Genomic DNA, 19,600 nt, shown 5'->3' with positions numbered 1-19,600 from the left:
ATGAACAGAACGCGGATTATTACCTTTCTCTCTGTCTTACTGTGCAGTTGGGTGTTTCAGGTGCAGGCCAACATCGTCATCTCTGGTACCCGGCTGATTTACCCTGCCAAAGAGCGGGAAATTACGGTCAAAACTACCAACATGGGTAAAGAACCCTCGTTAGCTCAGGTCTGGATTGATCGTGGAGATCCGAACGCCCGGGCAGACAACGCCAATGCGCCGTTCCTGGTTACGCCACCGCTGGTGCGGATTGAGCCGGGCAAGGGGCAGGCATTTCGCGTGGTGTTTACCGGTGAATCGTTGCCGAAAGATCGCGAGTCGCTGTTCTGGTTTAACCTGCTCGACGTGCCGCCGTTACCGAAGGACGCGGATGCCAACGTGATGCAGGTGGCTTATCGGACACGCATCAAGCTGTTCTATCGCCCAGACGGGCTCGCGGGGAACCCGGTGAAAGCGGCGGAGTCGCTGACCTGGACGCGGGGTGCTTCGAGCAAGGGCGGTACGGTGTTGCAGGTGCGCAATAACAGCGCGTTTTATGTTTCGCTGGCGTCGGTGAGCCTGAAGAGTGGCACAACCAACGTTAAAACCACCGGGGGATACACCATTGCCCCGTTCAGCACGCAGGACGTGACGCTGAAAGGACCGGGCACGCTGCCTGCGGGGCAGGCTGACCTAGCCTACAGCTGGGTTAACGATTATGGTGCGGCCGTCGAGCAGAAAAGCGCGCTAAAGCTTTGATGAAATAAAGTGCAAAGTACGGAAATGGATACTCAGATGATGATAAATAAGAAACCAGCCGCCAAACTAACGACATGGCTGCTGTGCACGATGGTGTTGGTAGCCATAACTGCGGGCCGAGCGAATGCAGCCTGTGCCCCCGTACCGGACATTGCGATTACGCTCCCTCCCCTGACGTTTGATGGCCCGGCTGATGGTCCTACCATCGGCCAACCGATAGGCGTTAATTGGGGGTGGCAAAAGAGCACGCCTAACTATTTTTCCGGCTGTCGTGTAAAAGAAATCATTACGATCCCGTCGAGAGCCAATATTATTTCAGGCATTACCTATACTGAAAATGGTGTTACTTACCCGATATTTGGCACTAATGTTCCCGGTATCGGTTTAATTGTTGGCTTAAAGCCAACAAATGATCCGAGCTACAAACCACTGGTACGGCCGATACTGTATGTCTTCATTGGGGATTCTTTTGGTGTTGGGATCGACGCTCAGGCTAAGCTAATCGTTGTCGGGCAGTTAAAGGCGGGAGTTTATAATATTGCCGATGACTCTTTAGCCATAATACTCGGGTCTGAGGGTAAGGATGAAATTGGTGGAAGTTTTCTGAAGCTAAACCCAACCACACTGACCATCAGGGCCAGAACTTGCCAGCTGAGTAGCGCTGCAGTGCAGAATGTCACATTGCCTCCGGTTGCTAAGAGCCAATTCTCGGGCGTAGGGTCCTCGCCTAACGTTGGGCAGAATTTTATCGTATCGACCCAATGTGAAGAGGGGGTAAACCTGTATGCCACCATGACGGATGCCACCAATCCCGCCAACACAGGGAATATCCTCACCCTTGGCGAGGGCACCACGGCCTCTGGCGTGGGGGTGCAAATCCTGCGCAACGACATCCCCGTCGCCTTTGGCCCAGACTCTTCGGCGGCGGGAAATCTGAATCAGTGGTATATCGGTTCTGCCAACAATACGGGGAATGACCTCTTTGCCATCCCATTCCGGGCCAGATATGTACAGACGGATACGAATATGACAGCTGGCGTAGTGAAGGCGAAAACCACCATTACTTTCTCTTACCAGTAACGGGAAAATTACCAGAATAACAATCGGCAGATTTCAAACTGATAAAGTGGAAGTTGGCAAGGGAGGTGTTCTCCCTTGCTGTAAAGGTTGTTTGTAAAAATTAATAACATTTTTATTAGAAAAATCCCAACCACTAATGGTGGGTTTAATTCTATTCTCTTACTCCACTATTTAACAATATACCAACGCAGGCTGTTATTTATTGCGCTGGAAGAGACATAGGCTTGATGGTTTTTAACTAACTGCATTAGATAACGTCGAGAAGCATAAATATCGATACCACAGTAATCAGCAATATGACGCGTTTTGGGCCACAGTTCTGGAGAGGGCAATGTATCGGAAGCATCCTCATCGCTGCACAAACTCTGTAAAGCCAGCAAAACTCGGCTTAGCTTTTTATCGTGATTAGTATGATTTTTCATGATTAATCCTCCTTGAGATTGATTCTTATTCTTGCCTCTACCACGTTGTGACGTAAGAAGTGCAAACACATATCTCCTCCCCCATTACCAAGCCAAACATGCCAGGGCAATCTCTAACCCTGGTGCAGATTAGCACATCACTTTTTTCATAATGTCGATGTCTAATGTCGCTAATTTAATTTTTGCTGGCAAAAAACACTGTAATCATAATTTTAGCGACCTTTAAGATCGCTAAAACTTAAAAATAAATATGCAAATAGTTTTTTATATTAAAATCAGATCTTACTCATAGAAATGTCTTTTATAAAAAAACATGACATGTGATAATTAAACTCCTTTTATTAAGAATGTTCTCATTTTTGAATTAATACCTCTGTAATCAGTGCTCTCTGTAGAGAACCTTATTTTTTTGTTGTCTTGGTTGTTTGAATTTTCTTAGGTTGGTTTCTTAGGATGATTTGTTGGGAGTAATGTAAATATGCTGTTGGAATTATGATGGTGTGATATATATACTCGTCATACTTCAAGTTGCATGTGCGTTGGCTTTCCTCACTCACCCCAGTCACTTACTTGAGTAAGCTCCTGGGGATTCGTTGCGTTGCCGCCTTCCTGCAACTCGAATTATTTAGAGTATAGTGCCAAATTGGTTTCGATAACTCATACGCGTTGACGAGTGAGTGGGTTTAAATAACCTATGAAATGAATCAATAAAGGGTTGCATATAGAGTACTTTGAGTTTTAGCGAGTTGAGTTCGAATAGTCTTTGAAAAGGATTATTCGCACTACACTCTGTAATAGGCGTCGAGGGCTTTTCCTAATGAAACGTCTTAAAAAGGAAGAATGTTAATGAATAAGATGATCCTGTCTGTTATTGCTGCAGCTGTTATGTCTGCTGGCGCTGCTCATGCTGCCGACGGCGTTGAGAAGAAGATTGCTATTGTTGCGACAATCAACGATGCCATCTTTGTTTCCAAGCCTGATGGTCATTCCTGGTATGATAAAGAAGAACTGAGCGCCACGAATTACAAGCAGCTCGAATTTGCCTCTAACGATCTGCCGGTTCGTATTTACACTACTGACGATGAGGTAAATGTCTCTCTGGTTGAACCATTGATAGTAGCGCGTGCTGATGGGGCTCAACTGTCTGATGTGACTATTACTTTTGCTGGTAAGCCAGTCGTTCAGGGAACTCCAGTGAATATTAAGCAGACCACCATAGCACCGGGCGGTTATGACAATATTTACACTCTGAAGATCAACGCCAAGAGTCCAACCAATGTTGCCGCTGGCGCCAGCAAAAACGGTCAATACCAGGGTGAATTGGTGATGCTGTTTGAACCGAAGGCATAATCTGATATAGAGCACGGTATTTTATTAATATCATGTTATATCATGTTATGGAATGGGAATAGAGTTATGGAATTAACTCTATTCCCCCCTTTTGGGCGCTATATATCGAGTGCGTAATGAATTTGATCTGCCCTCAATGCTAAACAGATTCTGTAACTTGAAAGTCTAACGAATATTATAAAGCTCTCATTCATTATTTATGTGTCATGGCTGATTTACCATCCTATCCCCTATTAGTACTTGGTTGTTGTGTGCCGACAACCGATGTGGCGAAGGCGATATCTTAATTTATGGAATGGACTCTCATGGCCAACGTTATCCACAGATGGGCGCCAGGCTTGTTACTGTTGACGACAAGCTATACCTATAGTGCCCAGATTGAATACCAGGTGCCGGCTGGTTTTTCCGAGGCTGAGCAAGATGAGTCAATGCAATTTTTGGCCACTCTGGATGGAAAAGCGTTACCAGGGGCTGTCAGCTGGTCAGCCAAGCAGAACCGCCTGGCCTTTGACGAAGAACTGTACCGGCAGAATGGTATTTCTGCAGATCAAGTGGCTCTACTGAATAAAGTCCTGCAACAAATCCCTTACGCGGTGTGCCCGAATGGTTGTGACTATACCGTGAGTGGTCAGACCGTGACGCTGGACAAAGTTAAGCAGTCACTGACCATCACCGATGGTAAACAACGTTATATCCAGCCCCAAACCATGATGGGTTTTATCCATAACCAATCGCTGGATGTACGCACAGCCTCCAATGAGTATCGTGCGCTATCTGCACATGGTGAGGGCTTTTTGGGGTTGCCAGCACAGTCTTACGGTTATTTGAGCTGGTACCACAATGACAGCAAAGATTCCAGTATCCGCACTAAGGACCAAGGCGTCAGTACCTGGTTCTTGCAAAAAAACTTCTCTACCACCTACCTACGCAGTGGGCGACAAGATAGCCGGGATAGCGCGGCTGGCAGCGTCAGCACCTCACTAAACCCGAGTTTTGATCAATTTATTACGCTGGCTAGTCAGGATAATCTTAAACGGGACAATCAGTCTGCTGGCAAGCTGGTGCTGTTTGCCACTGCTGATGGAGATTATGAGTTTTACCGTGATGGACGGTTGATTCGCCGCTTACCGGCGGTGATTGGCCGCAACGAAATTGATTACAACCAGTTACCCGGTGGCTTCTACAGCGTAGAGATCCGCTTGGTGGATCGGGCCGGGCAACTGGTTAGCAGTGAGCAGCAGCAAATAGCCAATATCAATTATGGCGGTGGGAATGGTTGGTACCTTACGCTTGGAAAGGAGCTCGATACACAGCAAAACCTGCTCAGTGCCGGGGTGAGTTTCCACACCAACTGGTTTGCCGCCAGCAGCACCTTGCTCAAGGGAGCTGGCAAAGCGTGGGCTACCGAGCACAATCTGACCCGACCTATACAGGTTGCAGACGTTGAGGTGACGCCGACCATCGGGGTGATGGCGGGTGAAAAACGTATGGGGGGATATGGCAGCCTCAGCGCCGGCAACCTTAATTTGGGCTATCTGACGGTTTCTCAATACCAGAATACTGCGGTCTCAGAATTCTATAATGCCAGTAACAGTAGAACAGCGTCCTATGCTCGCCAGTTTGGGCCAACACGGCTGGCCTACCACTACAGTCTCTATACAAATAGTGAACGCCACCAGTTACAGAGCTCATGGAACTGGCGAAACAACGGCGTTTGGGCGGTCATTACCGCCGGGGTACAGAAGGGCGGATATAACAACGGCAATAATAATTATGGGGTGTTCTTGAACACCACTCTGATGCTGGATCGCAATACCGGCACGCTTAACGCTGCCTATAACAACGGCAAATTGTACACAGGCGGTAGTTACACGCGCGATTTTGAAGACAACTTCGGCACCACCTATGCCGGTGTGGATTTCAGTGATGCGGGGCGTGCCAACAACGTGGGGCTTAACGTACGGCGCAGCGGCACCCGGGGGGATGCGTCGGTTCGGCTGGGTAGTGGTGAGCACATCACCAACGGCGGTTTCAACTATAACGGCATGGTTGCGGCGAGCAAGGAGGGGATCGCACTCGGACGGGTTAGCCCAAGCGGCGCGGCAATGCTGGTGAAGACGCCTGAACTGGGGGAAATCCCTTACGGTTTCAGGGTTGAAGGCCACCCGGTAGCAGGTGGAGGAACCTACGCGGTGCCGTTGGTCAGTTATCAGGATGTCACCTTTGCCCGCGCGATGACGGTAGATCCTGATGTCGATATGAACATTCGTTTACCAGCCAATGTAGTGCGCGCCCATCCAGGGCAGGTCTACCCGGTAAAGGCCGATGTTGAGATGAACCTGCTTTACAACGGCTTTATGGTCGATAACCAGGGGGATCCGGTTAGCGGCACATTAGCCGAGACCGGAGATATCGTTTACCCCAACGGGTTATTCTCGATAGCGACTTCAATGTTGCTTAAAGAGGTTACGGTAAACGGTAAACAGGGGCGCTATCGCTGCGATCTGAGTAGAACCAAAGAGAAAAAATTCGTTTGCGTGACCGATTAACAGCCATTAAGGCTGATTCCATTGTGCGTTGCTAAAGTTGTAACGCGTTTTAATGAACGTATGAAGGTGTGCATGACCATGAAACAGATAACAACCCTATTACATTGTACTTTGCTGGTCGGAATGATAGCGCTGAGCGGAGCAGTTCAGGCAGACGGGCAACTGATGGTCATGCCTGCCCGCAGTACCGTAGAAGGGCTGCAGAATCGCACGGTACAGGTAAGCAACCTTGGTGATAAACCTCTCTATTTGCAGGTAGATCTGCAGCGTGTTGAAAACCCAGGTGAAACTCCGGAACGCAAGACCGCGATTGGCAATATTGCTACACCGGGCATGATGGCCAACCCTGCCAAGCTGACGCTAGGGCCGGGGCAGAAACGTGATATCAACCTGGTTGCATTACAGTCACCAGGCCGGGAAACGCTGTATCGGCTCTATATCGTCCCGGTCTCCAGTATCAAAGTGGTTGGTGATGAGAGTAAAGACAAGATCAGTGCGCCGGTGACCTTTGGTGTTGCCTATGGCGTGCTAGTACACCATCTGCCTTCCAGTGGTGAGCAGAAGCACGGTTGGAGCCATCAGTGTACTGCTGAAGGAATGCAATTGACGGCGACCGGTAATGTCCACACCCTGTTCAGTAATTTGCAGGCAACACCAGCAGGCAATGTCCCCAAGGCGCTAAAAGTTTTTCCGGATACGCCGCGCGTATTTCCGTTGAAGACCTTGAAAGGCCAAGCAGAGGGTAAAGCGTTTGATATCCGTTGCCCATAAGAGTATCGCGCTGTTGCTGTGTGCTCTGCCGTTCGGTGGGGCGCAGGCGTTGATTGATATCAGCCCGAAGATTCTTGAGATGCGCGATGAGAAAGCGGAGGTGCGGGTCAGTAATACCGGTGATACCCCCGAGTTTGTCACCGTCACGTTGTATCTGGTGACCAACCCGGGTGTTCCTGCGGAGGACGAACAGCTTATTCCTCTGGGCATAGTGAAAGATCCGCATTTGTATGCGGCACCGTTCAAGTTGTCGTTAGCACCACGTCAGGAGAAAAAGGTGCAGTTGCAGACCTTAACCCGGCCAGTGAAGGAAAAAGTGTACCGGTTGGCGGTGATACCAGAACAGAAAGTGAACGTGAGCGGTAGCCAAAGCGGTGTGATAGTCGTCGGCCTCGGGTTCAATGGCCTGGTGCGTCAATTACCCTCCCGCCAGGCTGTGACTTGGCAACATCAATGCGGGGTAGGGGAGATAACCTTGGTGGCAACCGGCACGGTGCGAGTCGAGTTCAGGGAACTGATGATTAATGGCAAAGGCGCGGATGACTTCAATGTTTATCCTGACGCCCCACGCCAGTTGGCGGCACGAAGAGTAAGCGGGGAGGTAGAAGGGAAACCTTTCAACCTGCAATGCGATCCAGACAAGCAACAGGAGTGAATCTCATGAGGATGTGGCGGCAGATAGCTGGGGCATTATTGCTAGGCTGGGGTAGCTGGGCCGGTGCAGCAGATATTCCACTGGGCGGCGTGCCGGTAAGTATTACGTTAACCAATCTCCCAAAAATCACCGTCGAGAAACCAGGTGGCGGATGGTATGACACGCTGGTGCTAAGCAATAGTGTGGGCAGTGACACGTCGCGCTATCAGGTACAGGTGCCCATCCAGGTCAGCATCCGCTATGAGCGAGAGTTTACCGTTTCACTGGTGCAGCCGCTGGTACTTGAACATGAAACCAATGCGTCGCTGGCGTTCACCACCGAGCAGGTAGGCTTTGGTGCCGACGGCACAGCCTTGCAGGCTCTGAGTGCGACGCCGCAGGTATTCAGCAACCCACCGCTGGTCGGCGATACTTCAACGGGCAGTTATCTGCTATCGGTGTCCGCACGTCAACCGGCGGGTGTTCTGGGCAGCATTGCTGGTCATTACGTGGGCAATCTGGTGTTGATGTTTGAAGTGAAAGTTTGAAACCAAGTAGGCTGTGTCGCTAAATTGCACGCGAGCGCCGCTGGCGTGCAATTTAGGGGTGCAACCCAGACACACCTAAATCCGTAGGCAATACCACTTATGCGTTAAAAGGGATGATGGTAACCGTTTAATGCAAGATTGAAAGAGGAAGTTATGAAAGTAATTTCAAACCTGTTCAGACTGCTGATGGCGAGCCTATTGGTCTTGGGGACACCAGTATGGGCGGGTATTACCTATAATGCCAGCGTTAGCGATTGTGCTGTTATCAAGCTTAGCCCCACCCAGTGGCGAGCAAAATTTACTTATAAAATTGTAGAGGACTCCAATATCGATTCATGGCCAAATGTTTTTTCTATGGTTCAGCCCAGATTAAACTCGGCTGGGAAAGCCGATCCCGTAAACACAGTAGTGCTGAACTACTCGAATCTACAATTCAGCAAACCATCGATAAAATTAGGTACTATTTATCTGGCACAACTTTTTTTTGAGGGCAATCCCGATCCTGAAGTGATCAAAGAGACCTCAACGGTCTCTATAGATTTCACTACCGACACCGGCGGTTACCCTGCTTTACGATTATTAGTCCGCTTTTACAGTTATCTGGTCCCCTACTATATAGCTACAAGTGGTTGCTACTCTAATAACGAAGAGCTTCCCCCGATTGAAGAAATTGACCCGCCAGAACCAGCATTCCAGCTGAAATCAGCCGCCTGGGAACTGGATACGGTGGATACGGGGGATTTGCCGGAAACGACGGCCCCAGGTGAGGGGTATACCGCAGCAATAAAGAATGTTGCCAACAATAATTTGTGCGTCAGCTACGTCACAGCCGGTGTCAAAAACAAGAACTATGCCTTGAGCGTTACCAACGGTGCCAGCCAATATGGCGGACGGAACCTGTTTGTGATGAATGGCCCTGCAGGCAGCCAGTTGCCATACAATTTACGATTGATAAGTAATGATGGTGTGGCGGGGAAAGACTTTGCTTTCCCGAGCGGCAGCGCAAAATACATTACGCTCTCACAAGCGGCAAGCAGCGTAGAGAAAAGGAGCGAGATGTGTTGGACGCCGCAGGTGAATTTATTTAGGAGCAGCCAGACCAAAGGGGGGCTGCATATGGATACGGTGAATTTTATTATTACTCCTCAGGCGTAGGAATTTAGGTTTATCCCATCCTTTCACAACCCTACACCTCGGAAGCGCTTTTGGGGCGCGACCCGCAGGGCTGGGGCCATTTGTACGCATTGCTGTGTTGTTCGCCGCTTATTTGGTCCACCAAACCTCACGGCTCACGCCTGGCTCTGGGTACAAATGGCCACTAGCGGTGCTTGCGTTCAGTTAAGGGACACAGTCTAGGCTGGGTAACAGGTTGACTACATCAAACCTGGGTGACAATTGCGTTGACACTTCGCGAGTGATATGGGGAATAGCTGCAATGAATGACGGAATTTATTACGTTTCCTTCTTCAGTAATAACCAGGATTTTGGAACCGGGACTATTGTTGTGAAGGATAAGAAAGTTAATGGTGGTGATTATGGTTTCACCTACCGAGGGCATGTGAAAGGCTCAGTGCTAACCCTGCATATTTTACAGCATGACCGCGGCGTGAGTTCTTTTTATGCCGGGATGACCTCCTTCCATCTGATTCTCGATATCAAGAAACTCGGCAACGATTACGTGCTGCAAGGCGGCGTTGAGGGGATGCCATCGACCGGTATAAAAATTCAAGCCAAGTTTATCGGGGATATGGTTTGATTACCTGCTAAATAGTTACTCCTATTACCGCTACACTTTTGTCATATCCTCATCGCCCTTCAAACTGCAGCGGGGTTGGCTGCCCTACGGGCAGCGTAAACGCTGTGCAAATCTGCTCCCGGTTGGTTTATCGCTAGGCAGTGTCCCTTAATTGTCTGTGGTGCCGTCGCAGACCCAAAAGCCCGTCAGCGGCGCTCGCGTGCAATTGAGGTACACAGCCTAGGCCGCTTTCCGTTCCTCAGTCCGGTTGGTGATTAATCCGTTCGTTTAATGCCAACCAAGCTTCCCAACGTGATCTTCCACACACTGCCTTTTTTCAATATGAAAGCGTAATTTACGCGCTTCATCAATAAAATTTAAATTTTATTAAGATTTATCTCATTATATTTTTGTTGTTTTATGAGACTTATCCTAACGGCATTGTACTGCTCAATCTGTTTGGTGATTTATCCGCTCGTTCAATACCGGCTAAGCTCCACTAATGTGTCCTTTTGCACCTTTTTTACAATATGAAAGAATTTTTTTACGCATCACCTCTCTTTTTATTTTAAAATTACTTAAGATTTATCTTATAATGTGTTGAGTTATTAATGGGATTTTTCTGTTTATTTTTATACAGGCGATCGCTATTTGAGCATTTATTTTGTGATTAAAGTTACAATGATTAAAGCTTTTCCTCTTTAATTTCTCACAACTTTCCAAGTAATACATGATAATGATAGGGCCACTGAAAACGACTAAGAGTGACTTTAATTGATGCTTATCTACTCTCATTAATTGTGTGCAAGTTTGTAATAAAAATCTTAATTTAAGTGGGATTGATTAAGTGATAATTTCCTGTTGAAATAAAAAGCTGGAAAGTGTCGCGCCATTAAGCGTAAATATTAAATGAGAATGATCTTATTATGGTTTTTGGGGTTTTTATGGCAAAGATGAGCCTTTTATTTAAATTGTCTTTTAAAGAATAAGGTTTTTTGCGACAATTATTCCGCACTCAAGGAGAGAGATATGATGGACTATTGCTTAATAAAGCCATGCTTTATAAATTCCATGTATTGCAAGGAAAACGAATAAAACCATCACTATGTTATTTAGTAGTGGTGATTTATCTTGGCTAAGATAAGTCCGTACTATTATGGCTTAATATTTTTCTTAATTTATCGGATGGAGTGCCAGATAGTTTTCTGGTATCCCCTTTTGTGCGCAAAGGGGAAGGAAAGGGATGCCTTCTTTTTAAATAAACCGAAAGGATGCAGCTTGGTTTAGCCATAGCGTCACCGACAGTAAATGGGGTCTCACATATAGACGGGGACTCTGTTCATAACTTCGGGGCAGGCTTAATCGGGAACACTCGTTAATTAACGTATTTTAAGGACAAAGCAGAAATGAAATTAACTAAACTTGCACTGGCAGCAGTATTGGCTTTTGGCGTGACCTCTATGGCAAACGCTGCTGGCGGTGGCGGTAACGTGAACTTCAAAGGTTCTATCATTGACGCACCTTGCTCTATCGCGCCAGAGAGCCTGAATCAGGAAGTTGACTTTGGTGCCGTAGCTAATACCGCATTGGTTAACGGCGGTACTTCAGCAGTACAAACCTTTAAAATTAAATTGCTTAAATGCGATATAACCAGCGTTCCGGTTAAAAACAAAGTTAAAGTTAAATTTACTGGTGCAAAAGGTGGAGCAGCTGGTGACAGTGATGAGCTGCTGGGGATCACTGGTGATGCCAAGGGTGCAAGCATCGCGATGTTTGATGGTTCTAACCAGCCAATCAAACTCGGCGTAGATACTGGCGTCACTGATCTGATCGCCGGTGACAACACCCTGAATTTCTCCAGCGTTCTGAAAGGTCATACCGGTACCGTTCTGGCTGATATCAAAGAAGGCACCTTCACTTCGATAGCAACCTTCGCTCTTACTTACCAGTAATAGCCGGTATTGCGTGATTGAAACTGCTGCATGCGAGCGATCGCATGCAGTATTCTGCGCACGCAAAGATGACAGGAGTCTGGAAATGCCAGGGAAAATGTTTGGCGTGATATTGCTGCTGACTTGGAGCCTTCAGGCTTTGCAAGCTCAGGCAGGTGCCTTGTTCGAGATGCGTGGCGCGATCGTCGCTACCGCCTGCGATATTGATACAGCCAGCCAGTACCAGACCATCAATATGGGAACAAGGACCGTTGAGCAACTGATGCAGGATAGTGCCGCCACAGCACAGCCTTTCAGTTTGAAACTGGTCAATTGCGTGCTCGCCCACCGTGACAATCGAGCCTTGAGCCATCAAGTGTTTCAAGTCACCTTTTCTGGTCGTGAAGAGGGGGGGCATTTTGGGCTCGAAGAGCCGGGCCGTGGCGTGGTGTTGATGCTGGCCGATCGCACAGGCAATACGGCAACGCCGGGAGTGCCGCTACCTCCCCAACCCATGCAGCCAGGCGAAACCGAATTGCACTACCGTGCCAGCCTGAAGCCGCTGGGGTCTTCGGTGCAAACCGGGGTATATCGCGTATTGGTCCGCTATCACCTGGATTATTACTGAGTGCCGCAGGCCAGCCTGTCGACCACTTATGCCAATAATCAGGGCGGGCAAGCCGTTAACATATAAAGGTCAATGGATAATGATCACTCCCCCTTCCAAAGCACGGGCTCCGCGTACCCGTCTGTTAACGCTACTGATCGCACTAGCGCTGCTGAACGGCCAAGCTGTTTATGCACAGCCCATCGAATTCAATAGCGAAGTTCTCGATTTGCAGGATCGTTCCCAGATCGACCTGGATCGTTTTTCCCGTGCTGGCTATGTGATGCCGGGCGACTACCGCCTGGAGGTCAGAGTCAACCAATTAACGGCATTGCCGGAACAAACCATCGTATTTTATCCCTCTGAACAGGATCCCGAGGATAGCGAGCCCTGCTTACCGCCAACGCTGGTGGAAACCTTGGGGCTCAAGCCTGAAGCCTTGCGCCAACTCCGCTGGTCGGAAGGGGGGAAATGCCTGGTGCTTGGCAGTATGGAGGGCCTGACTGCGCGTGCCGATCTGGGCGCAGGCTCACTCTACCTCAGCGTCCCACAGATTTACCTCGAGTACAGCGCTGCGGATTGGGACCCGCCGTCACGCTGGGATGAGGGTATTCCCGGTCTGCTGTTGGACTACAGCGTGAATGGGCAGGCTCAGCGCCAGACTAATGATAATCGGGTACAGAAAGGCTACAGCCTGAATGGCAGCGGTGTCGTGGGGGCTAATGCCGGCTCATGGCGTTTACGCGCCAGTTGGCAATCAGCTATCAACCACCAGACTGGATCGGGCGAGCCTACCACTCAGAACTTCGACTGGACCCAATATACCGCTTACCGGGCGTTGCCTAATCTGGGTGCGAAACTGACGCTGGGTGAAGACTTTATGAATTCCAGCATTTTTGATGGTTTCCGTTTTGCCGGGGTGGATCTGGCCACCGACGACGCGATGTTGCCGCCAAACCTGCGCGGCTATGCCCCTGAGGTGAGCGGCGTGGCGCGTACCAACGCGCGGGTGGTGGTCAGCCAGCAGGGCCGTGTGCTGCAGGAAACCCTGGTCGCGCCAGGGCCATTCCGCATCCAGGACCTGAATAATGCGGTGACCGGGCAACTGGATGTGAAGGTGGAAGAACAAGATGGTAGTGTTCAGAGCTTTACCGTCAGTACCGCCAATATCCCTTACCTGACTCGCCCTGGCCGGGTGCGTTATCGCCTCTCTGCCGGGCGACCCACCGATTTTAGACATCACCTGGAAGGGCCGGCCTTTGCCAGCGGTGAGTTCTCCTGGGGGGTGAGCAATGGCTGGTCTCTATATGGCGGCCTGATTGGTGGAGAGAAGTACAACTCCCTGGCGATGGGGATCGGGCGTGATCTGATGGCGCTCGGCGCACTCTCTTTTGATATCACGCGCTCCAGAGCGGATTTACCCGGCCAGATCGTGCTGGCGGGTAACTCATTCCGGCTCAACTACGCGAAACGCTTTGACGAGATTAACGGCCAGCTCTCTTTTGCCGCCTATCGCTTCTCAGAGCGTAACTTTATGAATATGAACGACTACCTGACGTTACGCAATCGCGGTGAGCGCGAGCAAAGCGGCAAGGAACGCTATTCCGCCGCCTATAACCAACCGTTCGAACAGCTCGGTGTCAGTGCTTCCCTGAATTACAACCATGATACCTACTGGGATCGCGGCTCAAGTGACTACTGGGGGCTGTCGCTGACACGTTACTTTGACCTCGGGAAGTTGAAAAACATTAGCCTGTCTCTGACGGGTTACCGCAACCAGTTTAACGGCAAGCAGGACGACGGCATGTACCTGTCGCTTTCCATGCCGTGGGGGAATGCGGGCTCGATAAGTTACAGCGGCACAGTGGACCGGCGGGACAATACCCACCGGGTGACCTATGCGGATCAGATCAACGATCGCAGCCACTATCAGGTCAGCAGCGGTTGGAATCGCCAAGGCGGGCTGGTCAACGGCTATTTCCGTCATGATGCGGACTGGGCGCAGATCAACGCCACGGCGGGAAGCCAACCGGGCAGCTATACCTCGGTAGGGCTCGGGGTACAAGGGGGGATCACCGCCACCCGCGATGGGGCCGCCGCGCACCGCGTCTCCATGTCGGGGGGGACCCGCTTGCTGGTTGATACCGATGGCGTCGCGGGTATCCCGATCCGTGGCTACGGCGCAGTGCTGAAGAGTAACCGTTATGGCAAGGCGGTGGTGGCCGATATCAACAACTATTACCGCAATCAGGTGAACATCGATCTTGATCAGCTCCCTGAGAATGCGGAAGCCTCGACCTCGGTGGTCATGGCGACGCTGACGGAAGGGGCGATCGGCTACCGTAAGTTTGAGGTGATCGCCGGTGAAAAGGCGATGGCGGTGATACGCCTGGCCGATGGACGCATGCCGCCGTTTGGCGCGCAGGTCATCAATCATAAGCAGCGAGAGGTGGGCATTGTTAACGATGGTGGCCAGGTTTACCTCAGCGGTATCGAGCGTGGCGAGCGGATGACGGTGCATTGGGACGATCGTGCGCAGTGCGAGCTGACGCTGCCGTCGGCACTCCCCTCTGCCCTTGACCCGACAGATTTGTTGCTGCCCTGCCGGGAGTTATCCGGCGGTGCACCTAACGATTTGGCCGCAAGGCAAAACAATCCAGAGAAAAGCGAATAATGAGACATCAGATGAAAAGCGTGAAGGCAAGAAATATAGGGCTGTCTGGCGTGGTGCTGTATGCCCTGGCAACCACAGCGGCGCAGGCGGCGATCGCCTTAGACCGTACCCGGGTGGTGTTTGAGGGAGATAAGCAGTCCGTCAGTCTGAACATCAGCAATGACAACCAGCAACTGCCTTACCTTGCCCAGTCGTGGTTGGAAGATGAACATGGTAAGAAGGTGAGTTCTCCGCTGACGGCGCTGCCGCCGGTGCAGCGCGTTGAACCGGGGGCCAAGAGCCAGGTGAAGGTACAGACATTACCGGCTGCGGCTGCGTTACCGCAGGATCGGGAGACGCTGTTTTACTTCAACCTGCGCGAGATCCCGCCCAAAAGTGAGAAAGCCAACACCTTGCAGATAGCCTTGCAGACGCGGGTCAAGTTGTTCTATCGGCCCAAAGCGCTGATCAAAACAACGACAGAGATGGCAACACCGTGGCAGGAGCAACTGACGCTGACCAAGCAGGGCGATCGCTACGTGGCCAACAACCCGACCCCTTACTACATCACGGTGGTAGATGCCTCAAATCGCAAGGATGGGGTCAGTGCTGGCGGGTTTGAGCCGGTGATGCTGGCACCGAAGAGCAGTGCGCCATTGGGCGGCAATCTGGCGTCACTGGGCAATAGCCCGGTGCTGACCTATGTCAATGATTATGGCGGGCGGCCCACGTTGAGCTTCCGTTGTGACGGCACCCAGTGCCAGGTGGTCCCGGAGAAGAAGAGCTGACGGTGGCAACAGGATGTACGCCACTATCTGGCCGACAAGGAGAGAGACTATGCAGCAGGATAATCCGGTGTTGACATCGGCCAATGGCGGCGGATGGAAAAAGGTGGTGTGGATGCTATTGGGGGGGCTGACGTTCTGGTCGCAGGCGCTAATGGCCGATCAGGCTAATCTGTCGCTCAGGCTGACCATTTATGCTCCCCCTAGCTGCACTATCAACAGCGGTTACAGCGTTCCGGTGGATTTCGGTAATGTGCTGAGTACGCAGGTTGATGGTGTCAATTACAAGAAAGTGGTTCCCTACAATTTGAGCTGTAGCAACCTGACAGGTGCGGTGTCGATGTCGCTGTCTGGCGGCACTAATTTTCCCAGTGGTGCGCTAGGTACTTCTCTCCCCGATCTGGGGATTGCGTTCTATACGGACAGTACCAAGTGGAATTTGGGCGAGAGCAGGAGTTTCAGCTACAACAGTCGGCCAACAATGTATGCGGTGCCGATCAAAACCCCGGGTGTCACACTAACCACCGGTGGTGACTTCACTGCGGGGGTAACCCTTGTCATCAACTACAACTAACGGGAGCTATAGGATGAAGCAGATAGCATTTATTGCTCTCTTGTGGGGAGGGATACTCAGCAGCCTGAACGTGCAGGCCGCCCAGACGACGGCCTACGTCTCCCTAAAGGGAAAACTGGTTATCCCGGCGGTATGTACGTTGCAGATGAGCAATAACAACATACATTTCGGGGATGTTCTGAGCACGCGGATTGATGGCGTCAATTATCAGCGTAAGGCAGTTGGCTACACCCTGGCCTGCGACAGAACGCCGACAGGTACGCTAACGATGACCCTCACCGGTACTCCGGCCGGTTTTACCGGTGGGAGTGGCGCGCTAGGTACTTCTCTCAACAATCTGGGGATCGCGTTTTATAGCGGCAGTACCCGGTTAACGCTGAACAGTGCTATGGCGTTCAGCTATACCAATCAACCAGCGTTATACGCCGTACCGATCAAAGCGACCGCAGCAACGTTCAGTTCCGGTGGTTATTTCTCGGCCGCCGCAAACCTGGTCATCAACTACAACTGAGGAGCGCAACGGATGAAACGAAAAACGACGGTACTGCTCCTGACAGGGTTGCTGATAGCGATGCCAGAGACACGGGCAACACAGGAAACCAGCGCATTCACTCTTGATGGTTATTTGATTCTGCCGCCTGTCTGTACGTTGAATAATAACGCGCAGATAGAGGTGCCGTTTGGCAATGTCGGGGTACGTAAGGTGGACGGTGTGCAGTATAAAAAGCCCATCCCTTATACCTTGGTATGCACCGGCGATACCAGCAAACCCTGGACGGTGAGCCTCACCTTTACCGGGACTGTGGCACCGTTTGCGACGGATAACGCTACGCTGTTGGCCAATTCGCCGCAGAATGGTAACCGGCTGGGGATCAAGCTGTTACGTAATGGGGTGGCGCTACCGCTGAATACCGCGATTACCATCGATCCGGCCAGTCCTCCCACGCTGGAAGCGGTACCGGTAAAACAGCCGGGCAGCACGCTGCTGGCGGATCCGTTTAATGCCACCGGCACGCTGCGTGTAACCTACCAGTAAAGGACAAGATTGATGAACGGAAAAATGAGCTTCAGGCGTTACTGGCTTGCCACTACGCTGTTGATATTAAGCGCTTCAGGCCATGCCGAGAGTGTCCGCCTCTACGGCACGCTGATTGCCGACGCCTGCCTGATCGCCCCTGGGGATGAAACGGTGGAACTGAAGTTTTTTGACGTTCGGGATAGGGATCTGTATGCCGACACGCGTGCTCCGAGTCAAAATTTCGACATACGGCTGACCGAGTGTGACCTGACGCTGGGTAACGTGGTGAAGGTAAAACTGTCGGGTACCGAGAGTACGGAACTTCCCGGCATGCTGAAACTGGACGCTGGCAGCGTGGCCTCCGGGGTGGTCATTGGGTTGGAAACGGCATCAGGCCAGCCGCTCGCTCTCAACCAGGGCCAAGCGTCCTATACGCTAACAGCAGGAACTAATCAACTACGCTTGCGTGCCTATATTCAGGGGGAACCAAGCGCGCTGGCGGGGCGCACCATAGGTATCGGCCCGTTTAACGCAACGGCCACTTTCACATTGGATTATGAATAAGGTGATTCCATGGCAGGAAAATTTTTAACAAGAGTGCACAGTAAAGCACTACTACCCCGTTGTTTTACCAAGAGTACGTTAACCGGTTTGCTACTGCTGCTGGCGATGTGCGCCAGCGAGCGTTCAGCCCAGGCGGGTCTGCGCATTGAGTTGGTCCCGGCCTACCCGGATACTAGCAGTGCTAGAATCACCGGCAATATCAATGATCTACCGTCGTTGACAGGGGACCTTATAAACAATGGGGTATATTTTTATAGTATGGGTAATGGAGGGGTCTCTGTCCCGGGATATGAGTCGATTGTTGTCAACTCTTACTTTGGCTCGATTAGAAAGCGTTATTCATTTAGACGAATTACTAACAACATAACCTGTCCTACCAACGCACAAGCTTGGCGCAATTATGCAAACAGCGTCTTAGGCTCGCTGACCCTACCACGCGAAGGTATTTACGGTGACGTGGGAATTAGTTTGTTGAGTTTTCATATGACTTGCAGCATGGTTAGTAACAACATCCACTACATTATGGACGTATTTGTGCGTAGCCCCGGTTATGATATTGAAGTTATCAACCCGCCAGCCCCCAACTCGGTTTGTAGCCTGAATGGGCAAAATATGTCTTTGGATTTTAACTCTACCTCACTGAATGTGAATGGTTTGAGTCAAAGCCAAAATCTTAACGTTTCTTGCACCACCGGCACCGCCAAAGACTACAACCTGCGCCTTACCGGCAGTAATGTCACCGATGGGCGGCTTAATTTTGGTAATGGAGTTTCGGCACAGATTTACCTCAATGGCACGGCGGTGAGCGCCAATGCGGCAACGGGTATCAGGCTGAACGGCCTGACCAACAGAACCGTCTCTGTGAGGGGGGATTTGGTGGGAACTGCTTCCGGGGCCGGGGTGACCAATGCGTATGCTGTGTTGATCCTTGATGCGCTGTAAACTTTAGACGTTCTTTGCACCGAGCCTTGAGTTACCTATGTGCTGGACGTTCGCCATTATGTAGTTTGAGGCCAATCAACGGTTAAAACAGTTCTACTCATCGTATACTGGGGGGCACTAATGAACAATACAAAGGGACACCAGACGGGATTCCCAATTACTGCCCCCACATATGCATTTGACCGGGGTCATTTATTTACTCAATGTTTTACTAAAAAACCATCCTTACGGTTCATTCTATCCCTCATCAGATGCTATAAGTTCTGCGCTACACCAGCGTAAACTATTTTTAACCGAACATGGGCTCACATAGGCTTTCTTTCTTTCGACCAGTTTGATTAAGTAATAGCGCGCGACATAAATTGAAATGTCACAGCATTTCGCAACATCGCGGGTGCAGGGCCAAAGTATTTTGGGTGGTAGAGTTCCCTGTGCACATTCGCGAAGACATAACGCGCGTAAGGCAATCCGTACATTATTTAACTGAAGGTTTTGCTCCGGATTAATGTAAGTCATATTATCCCTCTTTTTATAACGACTATTGTTACAATTTCTTTGAACTATTACAGGTGTGGAAACGACGGGAAAAACGGGTGCTCACAACTTGATAACTAAAATGCCGGCTGACAATCGCCGAACTATCAGTAAACCTTGATGCCCGACGATAATTTTATTCTTCATACAGATAACAACGATTAA

At 50.4% G+C, this 19,600-nt stretch carries 20 protein-coding genes; 18 read left to right on the top strand and 2 right to left on the bottom strand.

The window, feature by feature from the left end; genetic code table 11:
• Positions 1 to 738: a molecular chaperone gene (locus tag SAQUA_RS17435; protein ID WP_380674937.1), complete on the top strand. Its 738-nt coding sequence runs from the start codon at positions 1 to 3 to the stop codon at positions 736 to 738.
• Positions 739 to 774: 36 nt separating this feature from the next.
• Positions 775 to 1,818, top strand: a complete 1,044-nt coding sequence (locus SAQUA_RS17430; protein WP_380674939.1) for a fimbrial protein — start codon at positions 775 to 777, stop codon at positions 1,816 to 1,818.
• A gap of 167 nt (positions 1,819 to 1,985) precedes the next feature.
• Here the strand turns inward: SAQUA_RS17430 and SAQUA_RS17425 are convergent, their stop codons facing one another.
• Positions 1,986 to 2,240: a FaeA/PapI family transcriptional regulator gene (locus SAQUA_RS17425; protein ID WP_380674941.1), complete on the bottom strand. Its 255-nt coding sequence runs from the start codon at positions 2,238 to 2,240 to the stop codon at positions 1,986 to 1,988.
• Between the two features lie 846 nt (positions 2,241 to 3,086).
• Between SAQUA_RS17425 and SAQUA_RS17420 the strand changes: the two genes are divergently transcribed.
• The 16 genes from SAQUA_RS17420 (at position 3,087) to SAQUA_RS17345 (ending at position 18,901) form a co-directional block, all read left to right on the top strand.
• Entirely contained in the window at positions 3,087 to 3,590 is a 504-nt protein-coding gene (locus SAQUA_RS17420) for a CS1 type fimbrial major subunit (RefSeq protein ID WP_380674943.1), read from the top strand.
• A 290-nt stretch (positions 3,591 to 3,880) separates the two neighbouring features.
• Entirely contained in the window at positions 3,881 to 6,139 is a 2,259-nt protein-coding gene (locus tag SAQUA_RS17415) for a TcfC E-set like domain-containing protein (protein WP_380674945.1), read from the top strand.
• Positions 6,140 to 6,217: 78 nt separating this feature from the next.
• On the top strand, positions 6,218 to 6,910 hold the full coding sequence (locus tag SAQUA_RS17410; RefSeq protein WP_380674947.1) for a pilus assembly protein: 693 nt from the start codon (positions 6,218 to 6,220) through the stop codon (positions 6,908 to 6,910).
• The gene (locus tag SAQUA_RS17405) at positions 6,891 to 7,565 is read left to right on the top strand and encodes a hypothetical protein (RefSeq protein WP_380674949.1); all 675 of its coding nucleotides are present in this window, start codon (positions 6,891 to 6,893) and stop codon (positions 7,563 to 7,565) included. Before SAQUA_RS17410 ends, SAQUA_RS17405 begins: the two co-directional genes overlap by 20 nt.
• 5 nt (positions 7,566 to 7,570) lie before the next feature.
• A complete protein-coding gene (locus SAQUA_RS17400; RefSeq protein ID WP_380674951.1) occupies positions 7,571 to 8,092 on the top strand; it encodes a hypothetical protein in 522 nt (173 codons plus the stop codon).
• Positions 8,093 to 8,245: 153 nt separating this feature from the next.
• The gene (locus SAQUA_RS17395; protein WP_380674953.1) at positions 8,246 to 9,247 is read left to right on the top strand and encodes a hypothetical protein; all 1,002 of its coding nucleotides are present in this window, start codon (positions 8,246 to 8,248) and stop codon (positions 9,245 to 9,247) included.
• Positions 9,248 to 9,527: 280 nt separating this feature from the next.
• Positions 9,528 to 9,848, top strand: coding sequence for a GrlR family regulatory protein (locus tag SAQUA_RS17390; protein ID WP_380674955.1), 321 nt, complete (start codon positions 9,528 to 9,530; stop codon positions 9,846 to 9,848).
• Positions 9,849 to 11,233: 1,385 nt separating this feature from the next.
• Positions 11,234 to 11,779, top strand: coding sequence for a fimbrial protein (locus SAQUA_RS17385; RefSeq protein ID WP_380674957.1), 546 nt, complete (start codon positions 11,234 to 11,236; stop codon positions 11,777 to 11,779).
• An 85-nt stretch (positions 11,780 to 11,864) separates the two neighbouring features.
• Positions 11,865 to 12,386, top strand: coding sequence for a fimbrial protein (locus tag SAQUA_RS17380; RefSeq protein ID WP_380674959.1), 522 nt, complete (start codon positions 11,865 to 11,867; stop codon positions 12,384 to 12,386).
• Between the two features lie 79 nt (positions 12,387 to 12,465).
• Complete coding sequence (locus SAQUA_RS17375) at positions 12,466 to 15,039, top strand: outer membrane usher protein (protein ID WP_380674961.1); 2,574 nt, start codon at positions 12,466 to 12,468, stop codon at positions 15,037 to 15,039.
• Positions 15,040 to 15,050: 11 nt separating this feature from the next.
• The gene (locus SAQUA_RS17370; protein ID WP_380674963.1) at positions 15,051 to 15,806 is read left to right on the top strand and encodes a fimbria/pilus periplasmic chaperone; all 756 of its coding nucleotides are present in this window, start codon (positions 15,051 to 15,053) and stop codon (positions 15,804 to 15,806) included.
• 49 nt (positions 15,807 to 15,855) lie between these two features.
• Positions 15,856 to 16,377, top strand: a complete 522-nt coding sequence (locus SAQUA_RS17365; RefSeq protein ID WP_380674965.1) for a fimbrial protein — start codon at positions 15,856 to 15,858, stop codon at positions 16,375 to 16,377.
• 13 nt (positions 16,378 to 16,390) lie between these two features.
• A complete protein-coding gene (locus SAQUA_RS17360; RefSeq protein WP_380674967.1) occupies positions 16,391 to 16,888 on the top strand; it encodes a fimbrial protein in 498 nt (165 codons plus the stop codon).
• Positions 16,889 to 16,900: 12 nt separating this feature from the next.
• Positions 16,901 to 17,413 (top strand): fimbrial protein, encoded by a 513-nt coding sequence (locus SAQUA_RS17355; RefSeq protein WP_380674969.1) that lies wholly within the window; start codon positions 16,901 to 16,903, stop codon positions 17,411 to 17,413.
• A 12-nt stretch (positions 17,414 to 17,425) separates the two neighbouring features.
• The gene (locus SAQUA_RS17350; protein WP_241680001.1) at positions 17,426 to 17,959 is read left to right on the top strand and encodes a fimbrial protein; all 534 of its coding nucleotides are present in this window, start codon (positions 17,426 to 17,428) and stop codon (positions 17,957 to 17,959) included.
• 495 nt (positions 17,960 to 18,454) lie between these two features.
• Complete coding sequence (locus SAQUA_RS17345) at positions 18,455 to 18,901, top strand: hypothetical protein (protein WP_380674972.1); 447 nt, start codon at positions 18,455 to 18,457, stop codon at positions 18,899 to 18,901.
• 237 nt (positions 18,902 to 19,138) lie between these two features.
• Here SAQUA_RS17345 and SAQUA_RS17340 read toward each other — a convergent pair whose 3' ends face one another.
• Positions 19,139 to 19,417 (bottom strand): FaeA/PapI family transcriptional regulator, encoded by a 279-nt coding sequence (locus tag SAQUA_RS17340; RefSeq protein WP_380674974.1) that lies wholly within the window; start codon positions 19,415 to 19,417, stop codon positions 19,139 to 19,141.
• Between the last annotated feature and the right edge of the window lie 183 nt (positions 19,418 to 19,600).

This window comes from Serratia aquatilis, from assembly GCF_044865145.1.
GTDB lineage: Bacteria > Pseudomonadota > Gammaproteobacteria > Enterobacterales > Enterobacteriaceae > Chania > Chania aquatilis.
Note: the sequence above shows the minus strand (reverse complement) of the source record. Positions and strands in the feature narration are given on the sequence as shown.